The sequence below is a fragment of the Limnohabitans sp. INBF002 genome, assembly GCF_027924905.1.
Lineage (GTDB): Bacteria > Pseudomonadota > Gammaproteobacteria > Burkholderiales > Burkholderiaceae_C > Limnohabitans.
Map to the genome: position 1 here is coordinate 107,094 of NZ_AP027055.1, position 19,438 is coordinate 126,531.

Sequence of the window (19,438 nt, forward strand, 5' to 3'; positions counted from 1 at the left end):
TTCGACAAAGTTCCCCACAGCAGGGGAGCGTTTAAAACACAAGGAGACAAGCATGAATTTTTCGTCGGGTCACGACTCACTCGAGACGCGTGCCTACAGAATCCGCCGGTACGCACTTCGCATGGGCGAGGTGCAGGGGCAGGGGTATATCGGTCAGGCATTGGGATATGCAGATGTGTTGGCAGTGGCTTATTGCCATGCCATGAAGTTTCGTCCGGATGATCCTGAATACGAAGAGCGTGACCGTTTTCTGCTCTCACACGGCCATTACGCGATTGCCCATTACGCGGCTTTGATTGAGGCTGGGATCCTGCCTGAGAGTGAGCTAGAAACCTATGGCAGCGATGACAGCCGTTTGCCTATGTCTGGCATGGCAACGTACACACCCGGCATGGAAATTTCGGGTGGTTCTCTTGGTCAAGGATTGCCAATTGCCGTAGGCATGGCGCTGGGTCTGCGGTTGAAAAACAACCCTGCCTTTGTTTACAACTCCATGTCCGATGGGGAGCTTGATGAAGGTTCCACGTGGGAAGCGGCGATGTCAGCCGCACACCATGGCCTTGGTAATCTCATCTGTTTGGTGGACATCAACAACCAACAGGCGGATGGACCATCCTCCAAGGTGCTTGGCTTTGAGCCGTTGGCTGACAAGTGGGCTTCATTTGGTTGGCATGTGCAGCGTGTCAACGGCAACGACCTTCAAGCGGTGCGTCATGCATTTGATGTTGCCCGTGATCTGACGGAAGCGAAGCCACGCGTATTGCTGATCGACACACTGATGGGCAAAGGCGTCCCGTTTTTGGAAACGCGTGAGAAAAACCATTTCATTCGCGTCGACCCCCCTGAGTGGCAACAAGCCCTTGAGATTTTGGACGCAGCACACAAGGAGCAAGCATGAATACCGTCGTGCAACCTAAAAAACGACTGACGACGTCGGCCATGATTGCCTCTATCGCTGGTGAAGGTCAAAAAACCCAAGCGGCTCCGTTTGGCAAGGCATTGGTTGAATTGGCACGTGAGCGCCAAGATATTGTTGGCTTGACCGCCGACTTGGCCAAGTACACCGATCTGCATTTGTTCGCACAAGCGTATCCGGACCGTTTTTTCCAAATGGGTATGGCTGAACAGTTGTTGATGGCGGCTGCGGGCGGTATGGCGAAAGAAGGCTTGACGCCGTTTGCAACCACGTATGCCGTGTTTGCCACGCGTCGTGCTTATGACTTCATTCACCAAGTGATTGCTGAAGAAAATCTGAACGTGAAGATTGCTTGTGCCTTGCCTGGTCTGACCACCGGCTATGGTCCAAGTCATCAGGCCACTGAGGATCTGGCCATGATGCGCGGCATTCCAAATATGACCGTCATCGACCCATGCGATGCGTTGGACATAGAACAAGCCGTTCCCGCGATCGTTGCACACCGTGGCCCGGTGTATATGCGTTTGTTGCGTGGTCAAGTGCCCCTGGTGCTAGACGAATACAACTACAAGTTCGAGCTAGGCAAAGCCAAGTTGTTGCGTGGTGGCCGTGACGTGCTCATCATCTCAAGTGGCTTGTTGACGATGCGCGCGCTGGAAGCTGCCAAGGAGCTCGAAGGTGGCGGTGCCGACGTGGCTGTGCTGCACGTGCCCACCATCAAACCTCTCGACGAAGAGACCATCCTTCGGGAAGCGGGCGTCAGTGGTCGTTTGGTCGTGGTGGCTGAAAACCATGCGGCAATTGGCGGGCTTGGCGAGGCAGTCGCTACGCTACTTTTGCGTCATCGCTTGGCACCCGAATTCAAGCAGATCGCTTTACCAGATGCGTTTCTGGATGCGGGCGCTTTGCCAACTTTGCATGACCGTTACGGAATCTCAACATCGGCGATCGTTGCATCGCTGAAATCCTGGCTCTGAGCCAGATCTTTATCCAAACCAAGAAGGAGACAAAAGTGAAATTAATCAATAAAAAAGTTGCTACCGCTGTACTGGCTTTGTGTGCGGTTGTTGCGCATGCACAAACCAAAATGACCTTAGGGCACAACGCTGCTGTGGGCAATCCAAAGCATGAGGCTTCTGTGAAGTTCGCTGAGTTGGTCAAAGCGAAGTCGAATGGACGCTTTGAAATTCAAGTAGCGCCAGCTGCTCAGCTTGGCGATGATGTGCCAATTTTGACTTCGCTGCGTACGGGGGCCGTCGATTTGTCGGCTAACTCGCAAGGTGCGATCTCTTCCGTGGTGCCGGAATATGCCGCTTTCGGCATGCCTTTCCTCTTCCCAACCTTGCAAACTGCATGGAAGGTTTTGGACGGTCCGGTGGGTCAAGAGTTGGGCAAACACACCGAAGCCAAAGGCATGGTTGTGTTGGGATATTGGGATAACGGCATCCGCCACATTTCCAATAAGAGCCGTCCGATCAATACGCCAGCTGACCTTAAAGGAATGAAGTTGCGTACGCCACCAGACCCCACGACCATCGACATCATGCAGGCCTTGGGCGCTGATCCTCAACAAATTAAGTTCTCCGAGCTTTATGTGGCATTGCAGCAGGGCGTCGTAGATGGTCAGGAAAACCCATTGATGAATATTTGGTCATCCAAACTGTATGAAGTGCAGAAATACATTTCGTACACCTCGCACAAATATGAAATGACACCGTTTGTCATGTCCAAGCGCAGCTTTGATCGCTTGTCTGAAGCGGATCGCAAGCTGTTCCACGAAGCTGCTGCCGAGGCCACGCAATTCAACCGCAAGGCATCTTTGGAGTCTGATCAAAAGCTCGAAGGTGAACTCAAGGCCAAAGGCATTCAGTTCAACCGTCCTGACTTGACGCCGTTCGCGAAGGCGACCGATTCGGTGATCGACAAATGGGCAACTGGTCCTCAAGGCGAATTCGTGCGCAAGGTCGTGGCGGCCGCACGCGCTGCTAAATAAACCGGAGCATGAACGTGTTTTCCAGTACTAATCAATGTTGTGACTGGCTAGACGCTGCAGTGCAGGCAGCGTGTCGTTGGATTCTCTACATCACCATGGTGTTCTTGTTCGGTGTTCTAACGATCAACGTGATCCTGCGATATGTTGCTGGGACCAGCATGCAATGGGGAGGCGAAATTCCAGAACTCGTCTTTCCATGGATGGTGATGGCCGGCGTTGTGCTTGCTGCACAGCACGGCTCTCATATCAGCATCGTCTGGCTCACGGAGAAGTTTTCTCCGAAGCTGCGTCGCATCGTCAAACTGGTGAATTCCGCTATCTTGATGGCCGGATATTCGCTGTTGGCCTGGGGAACATGGACATTACTGCCCATCGTGCATGCCGAGCACAGCCACGTGCTCGGTGTGCCGACTTCTGTGACTTACGGGGGAATGCTGGTGGGCTTTGTAGCCCTGACCGTTACCTCCCTGACTCAAGGTGTGAAGGTCTGGTCTCAGACGCATGCCGATGATGTGTCTCAGAACCTGAACTAAGAGGAATTTGCAATGCTTTCAATCATCATTTTTCTCTGTTTTCTTGTCTTGGCTCTTTTCGGATTGCCGATTGCGCATTCGCTGATCGTTGCCTCCGAGATCGGCTTGCTGCCTTCGGATCGCTTGGGTGCTGACTTCATTGTTCAGCAACTGGTGACGCAGTGCCAGAGCTTCCCACTCGTGGCGATTCCGTTTTTCATGCTGACGGGCTCTCTCATGGTGGGCGGCAAGTTGGGCCAACATTTGATTGACATGCTGACTTTACTCATGGGGCGCTTTCATGGCGGACCTGCACAAGTTGGCGTTTTGTCATCTACTATTTTTGGCGGTGTTTCTGGGTCTGCTGTTGCCGATGCTTCTGCCATTGGCTCGCTTCTGATTCCTTGGCTCAAGAAGATGGGGTATCCATCGGCGTTTGCTGCGGGTTCACTGGCGGCTGCGGCGACGATCGACATTCTCATTCCTCCGTCGATCCCAATGATCATTTATGCCTTGGTATCTAGCGCATCAATTGGTGCACTGTTTGTCGCAGGCATCTTGCCTGGCATATTGATGTGCATTGGTTTCATGCTGGTGTGCTATGTGCAAGGGCGTCGCCGTGGATTCCCGCGTGACACATCCCCCTTTAGCTGGAGCCTGCTGCGCAAATCCACCATGTATGCGATGCCGGCCTTGGCCTTGCCCGTGCTCATCATCATCTTCTTGCGCTTTGGTATTGCAACGCCAACAGAAGTCAGTGTGATGTCTACGCTCTATGCACTCATCGTATCGGTGGCTATTTATCGTGACTTGGATATGCCCCGTTTGCGACATGCCATTTTGGATGCTGGGTTGGCGACGTCAGTGGTGATGTTGATCATCATGGCCTCTAGTGTGGTGGGTTGGGTTTTAACCTTTGAACAATTGCCAGCAGCGTTCGTTGACTTTGCCAAGACAACTTTGGGTGAGCCATGGATGATTATTTTGTCTATGAACTTCATCATGTTGGCGATTGGTATGTTCATTGACTTGCCTGCCGCTGTGTTGTTGTTGACGCCCATGTTTGTGCCGCTTGCCAGTGCGATTGGTATGGACACGGTGCAGCTTGGCATCATGATGATCATCAACCTTTCTATTGGTTTGTATCACCCGCCGGTAGGCACAACGTTGTTTATCACCAGCTCGATTGCCAAAGTACGAATGGGGCATGTGGTGATTGAGTTGATTCCCTTTTATTTTGTGGCGTTCGGTGTACTGATGCTTTTTAGCTTCGTGCCGGCCATGACAATTCGGATGTAAACCTCATGAGTTCTGTTCAAAAGGAAAACACCAAGCCAGTGGTTGGCTTGGTTGGCTTGGGCGCCATGGGCAAAGGCGTTGCGCTTAACTTGTTAAGCAAGGGTTACGACGTCGTTGGTTTCGATGTGAATTCTGAAGCTTTGCGATGGCTTGAATCGCAGGGGGGTAAAACCTCCCCCAGCCTGCGCCAAGGTGCTGGGTCTGTTGATATTCTGATTTCATTCGTGGTGAATGATGCTCAGACTGAATCCGCTTTGTTTGGCCAAGATGGCGCGTTAGAAAGCCTTCAGTCGCATGCTTTGGTGGTCACTTGCAGCACCATGCCGCCAAGCTATGTGCAATCGCTCGGCAAGCGATTGCAAGCTCGAGGCATTGGCCTGGTGGATGCGCCAGTCACGGGTGGGCAGGTGGGCGCACACGCAGGTACGCTGACCATCATGGCGGCGGGTCATCCAGTGCATGTGGCATGCGTTAAGCCGGTGCTTGAGACATTTGGCAAAAGCGTCTATGTTTTGGGTGACGAACCAGGCATGGGCAGCCAGATGAAGGTGATTAATCAGCTGCTGTGTGGCGTGCATTTGGCTGCGGCCGGTGAGGCGCTTGCGTTGGCGAGACGCGCCGGTTTGCCGTTGGACACTTCACTTGAGATCCTCAAGAGTGGCGCAGCGTCGTCGTGGATGCTGGGTGATCGCGGACCACGCATGGTGCGAGAGTCGTTTGATGACATCACTTCAGCGGTGAACATTTTCGTCAAAGATTTAGGACTCGTTGTCGATGCGGCACGTCAAAGCACTTTCCCTGCACCGATTGCGAACGCGGCTTATTTGAGTTTCCTAGCCACCGCAGCCAAAGGTTGGGGTGCTCTGGATGATTCGGCTGTTTTTAAGCATTACAGCCAGATCAATGCAGAGTGATCAGCCTTAAATCAGGCCCGCATAGGCGATGGTGATGGGCGCATGGTCTGAGAATTTTTCGTCCTTGTAGATCGCCTCGCTGCGTGCCTTGGCTGCTATCGCTGGGGTGGCCAAGTGGTAGTCCAAGCGCCAACCCACGTTGTTGGCATAGGCTTGGCCGCGGTTGCTCCACCAGGTGTAGCAAGCGTCGGTGGTGTCGGGTTGCAGCTGGCGATACACGTCGACGATGCCGCCTTCAGTGGTGAGTTGCGTCATCCACGCACGCTCTTCGGGCAAGAAGCCACTGTTCTTTTTGTTGCCCTTCCAGTTCTTCAAGTCTGCCTCGTTGTGCGCGATGTTGATGTCGCCGCACAGCACAAACTCTCGCTCTTGCTTCAAGGCATTGAGGTGTGGGTACATGGCGGCCAAGAAACGAAACTTCGCGTCTTGGCGCTCAGGGCCGGACGAGCCACTGGGGAAGTAGCTGCTGATGATGGAGAGCTTTTGGGTGGGTGTGTCAAAACGCAGCTCGACGTAACGGCCTTCTGCATCGAATTCGCCGCCGTCAAAGCCTACGATCACATCGCTGGGCTCGTGTTTGGTGTACACGCCCACGCCTGAGTAGCCTTTTTTCTCGGCATAGTGAAAGTGGCCTTTCAAACCCGCCAAGGTGTCGAAGCTGCCTTCGACATCGGGGGCCTGGGCTTTGATTTCTTGGACGCAAATACAATCAGGGCTGGCTTTTTCGAGCCAAGCTTCCACGCCCTTGCGGGCGGCCGAACGAATGCCGTTGAGGTTGAGGCTGGTTAGTTTGAACAAGGAATTTCCCCATGAGTCAGAGTGTGGCTGCCAACGACGCGTTGGCACAAGAGTTTGTGCAATTTTCGCTGGATTGTGGCGTGCTGAAATTTGGGGAGTTCAAAACCAAAGCGGGCCGCATGAGCCCTTACTTTTTCAATGCCGGTTTGTTTGACGATGGTGCCAAGTTGGGTAAGCTGGCCAGTTTTTATGCGCAGTGCATTGTCAACAGCGGCATCGAGTTCGACATGATTTTTGGCCCCGCCTACAAAGGCATTCCATTGGGTGCGGCCGTGTCGATTGAGTTGGCACGCCTAGGACGCAACGTGCCGTTTGCCTACAACCGCAAAGAAGCCAAAGACCATGGCGAAGGCGGTAGCTTGGTGGGTGCACCACTCAAAGGCCGTGTGTTGATCGTGGACGATGTGATGAGCGCGGGCACGGCTGCGCGTGAATCGATTGCCCTCATCAAAGCGGCAGGCGCCACACCGCACGCCGTGGCGATTGCGTTGGACCGCCAAGAAATGGCCACCGAAAAACAAGCCGATGGTTCCACCAAAGATGTGCCCTACAGCGCGGTGCAATACGTGCGTGAACAATTGGGTATGAGCGTGTGCACCATTGCCAAGCTGGAAGACTTGTTGGCTTATTTGGGCAAGCAGCCCGACAACGCCATGGGTGAGCATTTGGCTCGCACACAGGCGTATCGCGAGCGTTACGGCGTTTAAGTTGTGAGCTTTAGGCGCCGTAGTAACGGTCGGCGCGGTGGTTGACGGCAATCACCAAATTCAAAGCAAATGCACCGAGTAATGACAGCAAGGCTTTGTGCGCGTCAGTGAGTGCAAAGGCGGTCATCAAGATGCAAGCATCGATGACCATTTGCACGTGACCAGCACGCCAGCCACGTGTTTTTTGCAAATACACCGCCATGATCGTCACGCCGCCCAAGCTAGCGCCGTGACGAATCAAAATCAAAATACCTGTGCCCACTAAGAGGCCCGCCATCAGTGCGGCGAAAACGGGGTCGAGGTGTGAGAACGCGATCCACTGAGGCAGCAACTCGACGTAAATAGATAGCAAGCCCACGGCCACAAATGTTTTCACGGTGAACGCATGGCCTAGCTTTTGCCAACCAAAGATATAAAAAGGCAGGTTGATGATGAACAGCACCGCACCTAGAGAAAGATGGAAGAAGTAGTGCGCTAGGAAAGCGATGCCCGTTGTGCCACCTGTAAAGGGCGCCGCCTCACGAAACATGCAAATACCCAAAGCAACAAACAAGCAGCCAGTGAGCAGGCCTTGAATGTCTTCAAGACGGCTGTGCGGTGCGGCGGGTGTCTGGGTCATGTGGTCGCGCCATAGCCCATGGTCTGTGGCAGCCACAGTACAAGTTGTGGAAAGAAGGTGAGAGCCAGCAGCAAACCCAGCAACATGACTAAAAACAACCATCCCTCGCGCATCATCTCGCCAATGGGAATACCGGTGAGCGCTTTGGTCACAAACAGCAGCATGCCAAAGGGGGGGTGAATCAGGCCAATCATCATGTTGAGCACCACCAGCACACCGAAGTGAACGAGGTCGATGCCCAGTGCATTGACTGCGGGTAGCAACATGGGCACAAACACCAGCAGCAGCACGGATACATCCAAGAAGCAGCCCAGTACCAAAAACAACGCATTGACCATCAGCAAGAATTGAATGCGGCTGAGCTGCATGCTGCCCACCCAAGTGGCCATCTGTTGCGGCACCTGCTCGGCGGTGAAGGCGTAGTTCAAGATGAACGAGCCGGCCAAGATGATGGTGATGACAGCGCTGGCACGTGTGGACTCCATCACCACGCCCCAAAAGCTGCGCCAGGTGAGCGCGCGGTACACCACCGTTGACAAAATCAAGGCATGCAGTGCGGCAACTGCGGCGGCTTCGGTGGGCGTGAAGGCGCCCGAGTAAATGCCACCCAACAACACGATGGGCATGGACAACGGCAACGCGCCGCGAAACAAAATGCTGGGCCATTCGTGCAGAGGCACCGGGTCTTCACGTGGCATGTCGCGCTTCGTGGCAATGAGGTGGACCACGCTCATCATGAGTACCGTCATCAACAAACCCGGGACGACACCACCCAAGAACAAGGCGCCCACAGAGGCGCCCGAGACGAGTGCATAAATCACCATCGGAATTGACGGCGGGATGATGGGGCCGAGGGTGGCACTGGCCACCACCACAGCACCCGCAAACCCGCGGGTGTATTCGGGCTTTTTGAGCATCTGGCGAATCGTCACAAGGCCGGGGCCTGCGGCATCGGCAATGGCACTGCCGCTCATGCCCGAGAAGATCACGCTGACCAAAATATCGACTTGCGCCAAGCCACCGCGCATGCGACCAACAAGGATGCGGCAAAAGTCAAAAATGCGCTCACTCACCGTGCCAGCATTCATCAAGTTGGCGGCAAACACAAACAAGGGTACGGCCAACAACACATAGCTGTTGTAAAGGCCGTTGCTGACCTGTTCTGCCACAAGACCTAAGTCTTGGCCTTTGGTGATGAGGTAAGCCACGCCCGACATGAGCATTGAAAACCCAATGGGCATGCGCAACAACATGCCCAGCACCAACACGGCGGCTAAGGCGGTGAGGGGCGTTATCGTCATGGGTTGGCCTCGTGAATGTCTAGGTCGCGGTTGTTCATGGCTTGCACCAAGCCGTGCCAACTGCGAGCAGCCAATGACACCAGCAGCAACACAAAAGGTAAAAACACCCATTCAAATGACAGGCCCAGCACGGCGGTTTTCTCGCGGGCCATGAAGTGCACGTAGCTCCAGCTTGCAGGAATGGCAGCGATGGCCAAGCCGCCGATAAGTGTGTGCCCCACCAGGCGCATGAGGCGACGGGTCGTGGGGCTGACGCTGTTCCATACCAAGTCAAACATCACGTGTTCTTTTTCTGGCACCACAAACGCGCAAGCCCACAGAATGACCCACAGATACAGGATGACCGCCAATTCATCGCTCCACGGCAGCGGCTGGTTAAAACCAAACCGTGCCGTGATCTGAACCAAAAAAGTAAGGAACAAGGCGAGAAAGAGCAAGCCCCCAATCGCGTTCGCGATTTTGCGCAAAAACATGCTTATTTGGTCGCGTTGATGCGTTCAATCAGGCCTTTGGGCCAGTTCTGCGCCATCTCAGATTTGTCATAGGCCGCCTGCACAGCTTTGCGGAAAGCTTCTTCGTTGGGCTTGTTGACTTTCAAACCTTGCTTTTTGAAGAAGTCCAAGATTTGTGCTTCTTCTTTGATGCGGTTCTCGTTGTTGAACTTGGCAGCCGCTTGTGCAGCGGCTTTGAGGGTCTTTTGTTCAGCCGCAGAAAGGCTGTTCCAAGTCTTGTTGGACACCGCGATGAACAAGCTGTCAACCAAGTGGTTGGTCAACACAATTTGCTGCGTCACTTCGTAAAACTTGGCCGCACGCACGGTGGGCAGCGGGTTGTCTTGGCCGTCGATGGTGCCGGTTTTCAGGCCCATGTACACCTCGCCAAAGGCGAGTGGCGTGGCCGTAGCGCCCAAAGAGTCGCCCAAGAACAACCATTCTTTAGAGCCTGGCATGCGCAGTTTCACGCCCTTCAGGTCGGCGGGTGTGCTGACCTTGCGTGTGTCGCGCAGGTTGAGTTGGCGTGTGCCCAAGTAAGCGGTGGCGAGCAGCGTGACATCCATTTTTTCAGAAGCCATTTTGAACAGCTCGTCGCCAATGGGCCCGTTGAACACTTTTTGCTGGTGCTTGGGATCGCGGATGACATAGCCTGCGGTGAAGATCGAAAACTCAGGTACCAGCTTGGCAATGTCAAACGCCGAGATAGACGCCAACTCCAAATTGCCACGTGCCATGGCAGCGGGCTCTGTGCCTTGTTTGAACAAAGAACCGTTCAAGTTGATTTGCACGTCATAGGCGTTGGGTGCCGACTTGTTCAGCGACTCTTTGAACACATCCCACATCTTCCCGTGCCAATCGTCAGGCACTGCGGGGCTAGAGATGCGCAGCAGTGTTTTGTTTTGCGCAAATGCCGTGGGCGCTGTCAGGGCCATCAGCGTTGAGGCTGCGGCCAAGCCCAACACAGTGCGGCGAAGCAAGGTGGATGCGTTCATGTGTGTCTCCTAGATTGCGGCTATTTTTTAGCTCAGTTTTTTCATCAACAGTTCATTGACTTGCGCGGGGTTGGCCTTGCCTTTGCTGGCTTTCATGATCGGGCCCACCAAACCGTTCAAGGCTTTGGCGTTGCCGGCTTTGAACTCTTCCACGTTCTTGGGATTGGCGGCCAGCACGTCATCGATGATTTTTTCCAGCTCGCCGGTGTCGTTCATCTGCTTGAGGCCTTTGGCTTCGATGATGGCGTCGACATCGCCCTCGCTACCGGAGGGGCCTTCTTTATTCCACAGGCCTTCAAACACCTGACGCGCCGCGTTGTTGCTGATGGTGTTGTCGGTGATGCGGCTGATCAACGCGCCCAGTTGTGCAGCGCTCACAGGCGCTTGCTCGATGCCCATCTCGCTCGCATTCAAGCGGCGTGACACTTCACCCATGATCCAGTTGCTGGCCAGCTTGGCTTGGCCGCACGCTTTGGCGGTGGCTTCAAAGTAAGCCGCTGTGGCCTTGCTTTGTGTGAGTTGTGTCGCGTCGTATTCGGGCAGTGCGTAGTCGCGCACAAAGCGCTCGGCCATGACGCGAGGCAGCTCGGCCATTTCGCTTTTCACGCGCTCCACCCAATCGCGACCAATCACCAACGGTGGCAGGTCTGGGTCGGGGAAATAGCGGTAGTCGGCGGCATCTTCTTTGGTGCGCATGGCGCGGGTTTCGCCCGTGTCGGGGTCGAACAGCACGGTGGCTTGTTCGATGGCGTGGCCGTCTTCGATTTGGTCAATTTGCCAGCGTACTTCGTAGTCGATGGCTTGCTGCATGAACTTGAAGCTGTTCAGGTTCTTGATCTCGCGGCGTGTGCCCAAGGGCGCGCCGGGTTTGCGCACCGACACGTTGGCGTCGCAACGGAACGAGCCCTCTTGCATGTTGCCGTCGCAAATACCAATCCACGTCACGATTTTGTGCAGCTCTTTGGCATAGGCCACGGCTTCTTCGCTGCTGCGCATGTCGGGTTGCGTGACGATTTCTAGCAGCGGTGTGCCAGCGCGGTTCAAGTCGATGCCTGACTGACCAATGAAGTCTTCGTGCAGTGATTTGCCTGCGTCTTCTTCGAGGTGGGCACGTTCCAAGCGCACGGTTTTGTGCACGGTCTCTTTGCCAACTTCCAAGAAGAACGACACCTCACCACCTTGCACCACCGGAATTTCAAATTGGCTGATTTGGTAGCCCTTGGGCAGGTCGGGGTAGAAGTAATTTTTGCGCGCAAAGATGCTGCGCTCGGCAATGTGTGCGTTGACGCCCAAGCCGAACTCAATCGCGCGTTCGACAGCGCCGATGTTCATCACGGGCAAGGTGCCGGGCAGGGCCATGTCCACCGCGCAAGCTTGCGTGTTGGGCTCAGCGCCAAACGCCACTGAGGCGCGGCTGAAAATTTTGCTCTTCGTGGAGAGCTGGGCGTGTGTTTCAAAGCCGATGACGACTTCGTAGCCTTGAACTAATTTGGCGGTCATATCTGGGCTCCTGCCGGGCCACCCCAAGGGAGGCCAGCGCCCCCGCGGGGGGCAGTGATTACACGAAGTGAAGAACGTGGGGGCATCATTTCACGCCCTCCGGCTTGGCGTTATGGAAATCGGTGTTCAGTTGGTACTGGTGCGCCACGTTGAGCAAACGCGCTTCTTGCAAGTAGTTGCCAATCAGTTGCATACCCACTGGCATTTGGTCAGCGCCAAAGCCCACGGGCACGCTCATGCCGGGCAAGCCAGCGAGGGAGGCGGGCAGGGTGAAGATGTCGGCCAAGTAGTCAGCCAATGGGTCGCTGGCGTTGTTGCCCAGCTTCCACGCGACGGTGGGGGCGACGGGGCCAGCAATCACGTCACACTCGGCGAAGGCGCGCTGGAAGTCGTCCGCAATCATGCGGCGAATTTTTTGGGCTTGCAGGTAGTACGCGTCGTAGTAGCCGTGGCTCAGCACATACGCGCCGGTCATGATGCGGCGTTTGACCTCTTCGCCAAAGCCTTCGGCGCGGGTTTTTTTGTACATGCTCACGAGGTCGGTGTAGTCCTTGGCACGGTGGCCAAACTTCACGCCATCAAAGCGGCTCAGGTTCGAGCTGGCTTCGGCGGGCGCGATGATGTAGTACACCGGAATGGCCAACTCGGTGCGAGGCAGCGTGATGGGCACGAGTTTGGCGCCTTGGGCTTCCAGGGTTTTCAGCGCGGCGTCAATTGCGGTGCGCACGTCAGCGGCGAGGCCGTCGCCAAAAAACTCTTTGGGAATACCGATGCGCAGGCCAGCCAAGCTGTCGCCCAACTTGGCAGAGAAGTTTTCAGCAGGCACATCGAGCGAAGTGGAGTCGCGGTCGAGGTCAGGCCCGCACATGGCGCTGAGCAACAGTGCGCAGTCTTCGGCGCTGCGGGCCATGGGGCCGGCTTGGTCAAGGCTGGAGGCGTAGGCAATCATGCCGTAGCGGCTGGCGCGGCCATAGGTGGGCTTGATGCCGGTGATGCCGCAAAAACTGGCGGGTTGGCGAATCGAACCGCCGGTGTCGGTGCCGGTCGCAGCAGGCGCCAAACGCGCCGCCACAGCGGCAGCACTGCCGCCCGATGAACCACCGGGAATGCGCGAGGTGTCCCACGGGTTGGTGACCGCGCCGTAGGCTGAGTTTTCGTTGGCAGAGCCCATGGCGAACTCGTCGCAATTGACCTTGCCCAAAGTGACCATGCCTGCGCCGCCCAATTCGGAGGCGCCGAGTTTTTGCACCACGGTGGCGTCAAAGGGCGAGCGGTAGCCGCTCAAAATTTTGGAGCCCGCAGTGGTGGCGAAATCGCGGGTGACGAACACGTCTTTGTGGGCAATTGGCACGCCTTCCAGCGGGCCTGCTGTGCCCGCGGCGATGCGGGCATCGCTGGCTTGGGCTTGAGCCAGCGTAACTTTGCTGTCGATGTCCAAAAACGTGTTGTGTGGGTTGCCGCCAGCGCGGGCCAAAAAGGCCGTGGCCACTTCGACCGCGCTGGCTTGTTTGGTTTGGAGGGCTTGGGCCAGTTGGGCCACGCCCATGTCATGCAAATTTGTCATTCGAAAGGCCTCACTCAATCACTTTGGGAACCAAGAATAAGCCACGCTCCACGGCGGGGGCGCTGCGTTGGTTCAGGTCGCGTTGGTTGGGCTCGCTGGCTACGTCGGGGCGCAGGCGCAGCTCAATGTGGGCGCCTTGCATGGCGTCCACGGGATGGGCCATGGGCACCACGCCGGTGGTGTCCACCGCACGGATTTGTTCGACGATGTCGAAAAAGTCATTGATTTTGTGGCGCATACGGGCCTGCTCGTCAGGCTGCAGCTCTAGCCGGGCCAGGTTGGCGATGCGGCTGATGTCTTGGTCATTCAGGGACATACTTTTATAAGGGGAAAAACCCGCGATTTACGGGCGATGCGGTATTATCTCGCCTTTGTGTCCGCGCCCGCGGGCAAGCTTTGAGGACAGACATGTTTGGATCTTTTCGTCGGTATTTCTCCACCGATTTGGCGATTGACCTCGGTACCGCCAACACCCTGATTTATGTGCGCGACAAAGGCATCGTGTTGGACGAGCCATCGGTTGTGTCAATTCGCCACGAAGGCGGCCCCCAAGGCAAGAAGACAATTCAAGCCGTCGGCCACGAAGCCAAGGCCATGTTGGGCAAAGTGCCCGGCAACATCGAAGCCATTCGTCCGATGAAAGACGGCGTGATTGCCGACTTCACCGTGACTGAGCAAATGCTCAAGCAGTTCATCAAGATGGTGCACCCACGCTCGGTGTTGAAGCCCAGCCCTCGCATCATCATTTGTGTGCCTTGCGGCTCAACCCAAGTCGAGCGTCGCGCGATTCGCGAATCTGCTTTGGGCGCTGGCGCCTCTGAGGTGTACCTCATTGAAGAACCCATGGCCGCCGCCATTGGCGCAGGTTTGCCTGTGTCTGAAGCGTCCGGCTCGATGGTGGTCGACATCGGTGGTGGTACCACCGAAGTGGGCGTCATCTCTTTGGGCGGCATGGTCTACAAAGGCAGCGTGCGCGTGGGCGGCGACAAGTTTGACGAAGCCATCATCAACTACATCCGTCGCAACTACGGCATGTTGATTGGCGAGCCAACCGCTGAAGCCATCAAGAAACAAATCGGTTCTGCATTCCCTGGCTCTGAAGTCAAGGAAATGGAAGTCAAGGGCCGCAACTTGTCTGAAGGTGTGCCACGCTCTTTCACGATCTCGTCGAACGAAATCTTGGAAGCGTTGACCGACCCACTGAACAACATCGTCTCTGCCGTGAAAAACGCGTTGGAGCAAACACCTCCCGAATTGGGCGCAGACATTGCCGAGCGCGGCATGATGCTCACCGGTGGTGGCGCGTTGTTGCGTGACTTGGACCGCTTGTTGGCCGAAGAAACTGGCTTGCCAGTCTTGGTGGCCGAAGACCCGCTCACTTGCGTGGTGCGTGGTTGCGGTTTGGCCCTTGAGCGTATGGAGCGTTTGGGCTCCATCTTCACGAGCGAATAATTAAGTGCCACTGGGCACCCTAGACAGCTCCCCTCCGGCCTTCTTCAAGCAAGGCCCGTCCGCCGTCTCCAAATTACTTTTCTTCAGCGCCTTGTCGGTGCTGTTGATGGTGGCCGACGCGCGGTTTGGGGTGACGCAGCCTTTGCGTGCCACCTTGTCTGTGGCGCTGTATCCGGTGCAGTGGCTGGCCATGCGCCCGCAGGCATTGGCTGAATACTCCACGGAATATTTTGAGGCGCGTGATGTGGCGCAAGCTTCCGAGCGCGAGGCACGCCAGCAGCTGCTGGTGCAAGCCCGTCGCTCAGGCCAAGTGGAGCAGCTGGCGCTGGAAAACACACAGCTGCGCGAGCTGTTGAGTTTGAGCAAGCGCTTGGAAACCAAAGGCCAAGCCGCCGAGGTTTTGTACGACGCTGCTGACCCCTATACCCGCAAACTCATCATCGACAAAGGCATGACCCATGGCATCAAGGCCAGCTCGCCTGTCATGGATGAGCATGGCATCTTGGGCCAAGTCACGCATGTGTTGCCGCTGGTCAGCGAAGTGACCTTGGTCACCGATCGTGAACACTCCATTCCTGTGCTCAACACCCGCACGGGTGCGCGTGGTGTGGCCTATGGCGAATCGGGCGGCGCACCTCTGTTAGAGCTGCGTTTCATGGCGACCAACGCCGACATTGAGGTGGGCGATATGTTGTCGACCAGTGGTGTGGACGGCATTTACCCGCCTGGGGTCTTGGTTGGAAAAGTCACCAAAGTTGAGCGCCGTGCTGAAACTGCCTTTGCGCGCATCTTGTGCGAGCCCGTAGGCCGCGTGCAGGGCGCGCGCCATGTGATGGTGTTGGAGCCTCTGAGCGACCAATTGCCACCACGTCCACAAATTGAAAAGCAACTCCCGTTTGCTGCGCAAAAGGGAGGTCGCCGATGATCATGCCTCGTGGCCAACAGCTGTTGCTGCCCGCCAACCCCATGTTCATTTTGTTCACGCTGTTGATGGCCTTGTTTGCCAACATGGTGGTGAACATCAGTCTCGTCGGCAACGCCGCGTGGATGCCTGATTTCTTGGCTTTGACTCTGGTGTTTTGGTGCGTCCATCAGCCTCGCCTAGTCGGCATTGGCGTGGCTTTCTTTTTTGGCGTGGCCACCGATGTGCACCAATCAGCCTTGCTGGGTCAGCATGCCTTGACGTATACCGCGCTTGGATTCATGGCGATCTTGATGCACCGCCGTTTGTTGTGGTTCACGGTGCCTTCACAGGCCATGCAGGTGCTGCCGATGTTTGCGGTGGCGCATGCGTTGGAGTTGCTGGTGCGCATGATGTCGGGTGCGCTGTTTCCCGGTTGGCCTATCTTTTTGGCGCCGCTGTTAGAGGCCGTGTTGTGGCCTGTGGTCAGCGTGTTTTTGTTGGCGCCGCAGCGTCGCGCACCCAATCCTGACGCGAACCGACCGCTATGAGGGTGATTCGCGACATCGAGTCCGACCTGCGACGCTTCAGGTCGCGCATGGTGGTGGTGACGGGTGCGATTGTGGTGTTGTTTAGCCTGTTGTCGATTCGCCTGTTTTATTTGCAGGTGGTGCGCTACGACGAACTCAACGCACAAGCCGAAAACAACCGCACGGCCATCGTGCCCATCGTGCCCAACCGTGGCGTCATCATGGACCGCAACGGCATTGTGTTGGCCACCAACTACTCGGCCTACACCCTCGAAATTACCGCATCTAAAGTGGTCTTGCCGCTGGAAGAAGTGATCGAGCAGCTCTCGGGCGTCATTGACATTCAGGCCCGCGACAAGCGTCGCTTTAAAAAGCAACTGGGCGAATCTAAGAGCTTTGAATCGGTGCCTATTCGCAACCGATTGAGCGACGAAGAAGTGGCTCGCTTTGCTGCGCAGCGCTATCGTTTTCCTGGCGTTGAAATTCGCGCGCGTTTGTTCCGCAACTACCCGTACAACCAACTGGCCAGCCACGTGATTGGCTACATCGGTCGTATCAACCAAGCGGAAAAAGGCAAGATTGAAGAGTCGGATGATGCGGGCAATTACCGTGGCACCGACTACATCGGCAAACTTGGTGTCGAGCAAAGCTACGAAACACAGTTGCACGGCACCACGGGCGTGCAAGAGATGGAAACCTCGGCAGGCGGACGCGCCGTGCGCCGCCTCAACAGCAGCCAAGCGATTCCCGGCAACAGCGTGGTGTTGTCCATCGACATCAAGTTGCAAAAGCTGGTCGAAGACCTCTACGGCAAACGCCGTGGCGCCTTGGTGGCCCTTGACCCCAAGACCGGCGAAGTGCTGGCGTTTGTGAGCAAGCCCACCTTCGATCCCAACTTGTTTGTGGACGGCATTGACTCTGAAAACTGGGCGGCGCTCAATGAGTCCATCGACAAGCCTTTGTTGAATCGCGCCTTGCGCGGCACCTACCCGCCCGGCTCGACCTACAAGCCCTTCATGGCTTTGGCCGCGTTGCAAACCGGCAAGCGTGCGGAGAAGACACTGATCTCCGACCCCGGCTACTTCATGTTTGGTAACCACCGCTTCCGTGACGACAAAGAGGGTGGCCATGGTGCGGTGGACATGTACAAGTCCATCGTCGAGTCGTGCGACACCTACTACTACACACTGGCGCGTGACATGGGCGTGGACTTGATGCACGACCAAATGAAACCCTTGGGTTTTGGCCAAATCACAGGCATCGACATTTTGGGTGAGTCGCGCGGCGTGCTGCCATCTACCGAGTGGAAACGCAACACCTACAAGAAGCCAGAGCAGCAACGTTGGTATTCAGGCGAAACCATTTCGCTGGGCATTGGTCAGGGTTACAACAACTTCACCATGCTGCAAATCGCGCACGCGATGGGCACCGTGGCCAACAACGGTTTGAAGATGAAGCCGCATTTGGTGCGCGAAGTGGTGGACGTTGAAACCAAGGCGTCGACCCTTGTGGCCAAGGAGCCCATCGGGCAACTGCCGTTGTCGCCAGAGAATTTAGAGGTCATCAAAAAAGGCATGATCGGTGTGAACGTCGAGGGCACGTCTGCCACCAGCTTCATTGGTGCGCAGTATGTGAGCGCCGGCAAAACGGGCACGGCGCAGGTGTTCACGGTCAAACAAAACGAAAAGTACAACGCAGCGGCCATTGATGAACGCATGCGCGACCATGCGTTGTTCGTGGCGTTTGCGCCAGCAGACGACCCCAAAGTGGCCTTGGCCATGGTGGTAGAAAACGCTGGCTTTGGCGCTCAAAACGCAGCGCCGATTGCACGTCGCGTGTTTGATTTCGTCATCACGGGGCAGTACCCCTCACAAGAAGACATTGAAGCGGTGCAAAGAGGTCAGGCGACACGGCCAATTGGCAAACCCCGCCCAGTGGCCAGCGTACCTTGGCCGCCCAAGGCGGCTGAGTTGGCAGTGGAAGAGCCTGTCGTGGCTGCTTCTGCGGCTGAGAAAGCAGCTGCAGCCGCAGCAAAAGCCGCCTCGGCTGCTGCCAAATCTGCTTCCGCTGCTGCTGCGTCTGCGGCGGCGCAAAAGCCAGCTACCACCAGCCCACGCTGACCGGCCTCAAAGGCGCTGTTGGGCCTTAGCGCAAAAACGCGTCGTAGCTGGTTTTGCAAATCAGCGCGCTCACCACCACGATGAACATGCCACGCACAAAACCTGCGCCGTGCTGCAACGCCATGCGCGTACCCAGCAAGCTACCCGCCACATTGGCCATGGCCATCGGCAGGGCCAAATGCCACCACACGTGGCCTTTCATTGTGAACAAGATCAAGGCGGCGATGTTGCTGGAAAGGTTCAACAGCTTGGCCGCCACCGACGCATTGAGAAAGTCATAGCCCAACCAACGCACCAGCAAAAACACAAAGAAGCTGCCCGTGCCAGGCCCAAAAAATCCGTCGTAAAAACCAATGGTCAAACCGATGGTGGAGGTCGCCAATAACTCTGCACGGCCATGAAAGCGTGGCGCATGGTGGCGCCCCATGTCTTTGCGCATCAAGGTGTAGATCAGGACAACCAGCAAGACGACGGGTAACAAGCGACGCAAAAATTCGGGCGAAACCAAGGTCACCAGCCATGCGCCTGCAAAGGCGGCCACCATGGTGGTTGCCGCGGCTGGGAGCAAGGCTGACCAGCGCACCTGCACGCGACGGCTGTACTGCCAAGTGGCAAAGGCCGTGCCCCAAACCGACGCGCTTTTGTTGGTGCCAAACAACGTGGCGGGTGCCGTGGATGGGTAGACGGCGAAGAGGGCGGGTAGCAAGATCAAACCGCCGCCGCCGACGATTGAGTCCACAAAGCCAGCCAAAGCGGAGGCAAAGGTGGTGAAGAAAAGTTCCATGCGCAGATTGTGGTCGGAAATGACGTGCCCAGAAAAAGCAAA

General features: G+C 56.2%; 20 protein-coding genes. 11 read left to right on the forward strand and 9 right to left on the reverse strand.

Features of this window, described 5'->3' with window-relative positions:
* Positions 1-52 precede the first annotated feature (52 nt).
* The 6 genes from QMG15_RS00495 to QMG15_RS00520 are packed head-to-tail and all read left to right on the forward strand — an operon-like array spanning position 53 to position 5,634.
* Positions 53-898, forward strand: a complete 846-nt coding sequence (locus QMG15_RS00495; protein ID WP_281789015.1) for a transketolase — start codon at positions 53-55, stop codon at positions 896-898.
* Positions 895-1,893 (forward strand): transketolase family protein, encoded by a 999-nt coding sequence (locus QMG15_RS00500; protein WP_281789016.1) that lies wholly within the window; start codon positions 895-897, stop codon positions 1,891-1,893. Before QMG15_RS00495 ends, QMG15_RS00500 begins: the two co-directional genes overlap by 4 nt.
* A 35-nt stretch (positions 1,894-1,928) precedes the next feature.
* Positions 1,929-2,909, forward strand: a complete 981-nt coding sequence (locus QMG15_RS00505) for a TRAP transporter substrate-binding protein (RefSeq protein WP_281789017.1) — start codon at positions 1,929-1,931, stop codon at positions 2,907-2,909.
* A gap of 8 nt (positions 2,910-2,917) precedes the next feature.
* Positions 2,918-3,442, forward strand: coding sequence for a TRAP transporter small permease (locus QMG15_RS00510; RefSeq protein WP_281789018.1), 525 nt, complete (start codon positions 2,918-2,920; stop codon positions 3,440-3,442).
* A 12-nt stretch (positions 3,443-3,454) separates the two neighbouring features.
* Positions 3,455-4,720 carry a TRAP transporter large permease subunit gene (locus QMG15_RS00515; protein ID WP_281789019.1) on the forward strand — a complete coding sequence of 422 codons (1,266 nt, stop codon included), beginning with the start codon at positions 3,455-3,457 and terminating at the stop codon, positions 4,718-4,720.
* A 5-nt stretch (positions 4,721-4,725) separates the two neighbouring features.
* The gene (locus QMG15_RS00520) at positions 4,726-5,634 is read left to right on the forward strand and encodes an NAD(P)-dependent oxidoreductase (protein ID WP_281789020.1); all 909 of its coding nucleotides are present in this window, start codon (positions 4,726-4,728) and stop codon (positions 5,632-5,634) included.
* Between the two features lie 6 nt (positions 5,635-5,640).
* On the opposite strand, the gene QMG15_RS00525 is transcribed toward QMG15_RS00520, so the two are convergent.
* Positions 5,641-6,432, reverse strand: a complete 792-nt coding sequence (locus QMG15_RS00525; RefSeq protein ID WP_281789021.1) for an exodeoxyribonuclease III — start codon at positions 6,430-6,432, stop codon at positions 5,641-5,643.
* 11 nt (positions 6,433-6,443) lie between these two features.
* Between QMG15_RS00525 and pyrE the strand changes: the two genes are divergently transcribed.
* The gene (pyrE, locus tag QMG15_RS00530; RefSeq protein ID WP_108359590.1) at positions 6,444-7,139 is read left to right on the forward strand and encodes an orotate phosphoribosyltransferase; all 696 of its coding nucleotides are present in this window, start codon (positions 6,444-6,446) and stop codon (positions 7,137-7,139) included.
* A 10-nt stretch (positions 7,140-7,149) separates the two neighbouring features.
* Here the strand turns inward: pyrE and QMG15_RS00535 are convergent, their stop codons facing one another.
* The 7 genes from QMG15_RS00535 to gatC form a co-directional block, all read right to left on the reverse strand.
* Positions 7,150-7,758, reverse strand: a complete 609-nt coding sequence (locus QMG15_RS00535; RefSeq protein WP_281789022.1) for a YitT family protein — start codon at positions 7,756-7,758, stop codon at positions 7,150-7,152.
* Positions 7,755-9,059: a TRAP transporter large permease gene (locus QMG15_RS00540; protein WP_281789023.1), complete on the reverse strand. Its 1,305-nt coding sequence runs from the start codon at positions 9,057-9,059 to the stop codon at positions 7,755-7,757. The genes QMG15_RS00535 and QMG15_RS00540 overlap by 4 nt, the downstream gene beginning before the upstream one ends.
* Positions 9,056-9,532 (reverse strand): TRAP transporter small permease, encoded by a 477-nt coding sequence (locus QMG15_RS00545; RefSeq protein WP_281789024.1) that lies wholly within the window; start codon positions 9,530-9,532, stop codon positions 9,056-9,058. Before QMG15_RS00545 ends, QMG15_RS00540 begins: the two co-directional genes overlap by 4 nt.
* A gap of 2 nt (positions 9,533-9,534) precedes the next feature.
* On the reverse strand, positions 9,535-10,545 hold the full coding sequence (locus tag QMG15_RS00550; protein ID WP_281789025.1) for a sialic acid TRAP transporter substrate-binding protein SiaP: 1,011 nt from the start codon (positions 10,543-10,545) through the stop codon (positions 9,535-9,537).
* A gap of 27 nt (positions 10,546-10,572) precedes the next feature.
* A complete protein-coding gene (gene gatB / locus QMG15_RS00555; protein ID WP_281789026.1) occupies positions 10,573-12,045 on the reverse strand; it encodes an Asp-tRNA(Asn)/Glu-tRNA(Gln) amidotransferase subunit GatB in 1,473 nt (490 codons plus the stop codon).
* A gap of 85 nt (positions 12,046-12,130) precedes the next feature.
* Complete coding sequence (gene gatA, locus QMG15_RS00560) at positions 12,131-13,609, reverse strand: Asp-tRNA(Asn)/Glu-tRNA(Gln) amidotransferase subunit GatA (protein ID WP_281789027.1); 1,479 nt, start codon at positions 13,607-13,609, stop codon at positions 12,131-12,133.
* Between the two features lie 10 nt (positions 13,610-13,619).
* On the reverse strand, positions 13,620-13,925 hold the full coding sequence (gatC, locus tag QMG15_RS00565; protein WP_281789028.1) for an Asp-tRNA(Asn)/Glu-tRNA(Gln) amidotransferase subunit GatC: 306 nt from the start codon (positions 13,923-13,925) through the stop codon (positions 13,620-13,622).
* Positions 13,926-14,017: 92 nt separating this feature from the next.
* Between gatC and QMG15_RS00570 the strand changes: the two genes are divergently transcribed.
* The 4 genes from QMG15_RS00570 to mrdA are packed head-to-tail and all read left to right on the forward strand — an operon-like array spanning position 14,018 to position 18,612.
* Complete coding sequence (locus QMG15_RS00570; protein ID WP_104796817.1) at positions 14,018-15,061, forward strand: rod shape-determining protein; 1,044 nt, start codon at positions 14,018-14,020, stop codon at positions 15,059-15,061.
* Between the two features lie 4 nt (positions 15,062-15,065).
* Entirely contained in the window at positions 15,066-15,986 is a 921-nt protein-coding gene (gene mreC / locus QMG15_RS00575) for a rod shape-determining protein MreC (protein WP_281789029.1), read from the forward strand.
* Entirely contained in the window at positions 15,983-16,513 is a 531-nt protein-coding gene (mreD, locus tag QMG15_RS00580; protein WP_281789030.1) for a rod shape-determining protein MreD, read from the forward strand. The genes mreC and mreD overlap by 4 nt, the downstream gene beginning before the upstream one ends.
* The gene (gene mrdA, locus QMG15_RS00585) at positions 16,510-18,612 is read left to right on the forward strand and encodes a penicillin-binding protein 2 (protein ID WP_281789031.1); all 2,103 of its coding nucleotides are present in this window, start codon (positions 16,510-16,512) and stop codon (positions 18,610-18,612) included. The genes mreD and mrdA overlap by 4 nt, the downstream gene beginning before the upstream one ends.
* Positions 18,613-18,637: 25 nt before the next feature.
* Here mrdA and QMG15_RS00590 read toward each other — a convergent pair whose 3' ends face one another.
* Positions 18,638-19,396, reverse strand: a complete 759-nt coding sequence (locus QMG15_RS00590) for a TSUP family transporter (protein ID WP_281789032.1) — start codon at positions 19,394-19,396, stop codon at positions 18,638-18,640.
* Between the last annotated feature and the right edge of the window lie 42 nt (positions 19,397-19,438).

Coding starts and splice junctions, on each gene's coding strand:
- QMG15_RS00510 (WP_281789018.1), top strand. CDS start 2,918: ATGAACGTGTTTTCCAGTACTAATCAATGTTGTGACTGGCTAGACGCT.
- QMG15_RS00535 (WP_281789022.1), bottom strand. CDS start 7,758: ATGACCCAGACACCCGCCGCACCGCACAGCCGTCTTGAAGACATTCAA.
- mreD (WP_281789030.1), top strand. CDS start 15,983: ATGATCATGCCTCGTGGCCAACAGCTGTTGCTGCCCGCCAACCCCATG.
- mrdA (WP_281789031.1), top strand. CDS start 16,510: ATGAGGGTGATTCGCGACATCGAGTCCGACCTGCGACGCTTCAGGTCG.
- QMG15_RS00545 (WP_281789024.1), bottom strand. CDS start 9,532: ATGTTTTTGCGCAAAATCGCGAACGCGATTGGGGGCTTGCTCTTTCTC.
- QMG15_RS00570 (WP_104796817.1), top strand. CDS start 14,018: ATGTTTGGATCTTTTCGTCGGTATTTCTCCACCGATTTGGCGATTGAC.
- QMG15_RS00500 (WP_281789016.1), top strand. CDS start 895: ATGAATACCGTCGTGCAACCTAAAAAACGACTGACGACGTCGGCCATG.
- gatA (WP_281789027.1), bottom strand. CDS start 13,609: ATGACAAATTTGCATGACATGGGCGTGGCCCAACTGGCCCAAGCCCTC.
- QMG15_RS00520 (WP_281789020.1), top strand. CDS start 4,726: ATGAGTTCTGTTCAAAAGGAAAACACCAAGCCAGTGGTTGGCTTGGTT.
- pyrE (WP_108359590.1), top strand. CDS start 6,444: ATGAGTCAGAGTGTGGCTGCCAACGACGCGTTGGCACAAGAGTTTGTG.
- gatB (WP_281789026.1), bottom strand. CDS start 12,045: ATGACCGCCAAATTAGTTCAAGGCTACGAAGTCGTCATCGGCTTTGAA.
- QMG15_RS00550 (WP_281789025.1), bottom strand. CDS start 10,545: ATGAACGCATCCACCTTGCTTCGCCGCACTGTGTTGGGCTTGGCCGCA.
- QMG15_RS00590 (WP_281789032.1), bottom strand. CDS start 19,396: ATGGAACTTTTCTTCACCACCTTTGCCTCCGCTTTGGCTGGCTTTGTG.
- gatC (WP_281789028.1), bottom strand. CDS start 13,925: ATGTCCCTGAATGACCAAGACATCAGCCGCATCGCCAACCTGGCCCGG.
- QMG15_RS00540 (WP_281789023.1), bottom strand. CDS start 9,059: ATGACGATAACGCCCCTCACCGCCTTAGCCGCCGTGTTGGTGCTGGGC.
- QMG15_RS00515 (WP_281789019.1), top strand. CDS start 3,455: ATGCTTTCAATCATCATTTTTCTCTGTTTTCTTGTCTTGGCTCTTTTC.
- QMG15_RS00495 (WP_281789015.1), top strand. CDS start 53: ATGAATTTTTCGTCGGGTCACGACTCACTCGAGACGCGTGCCTACAGA.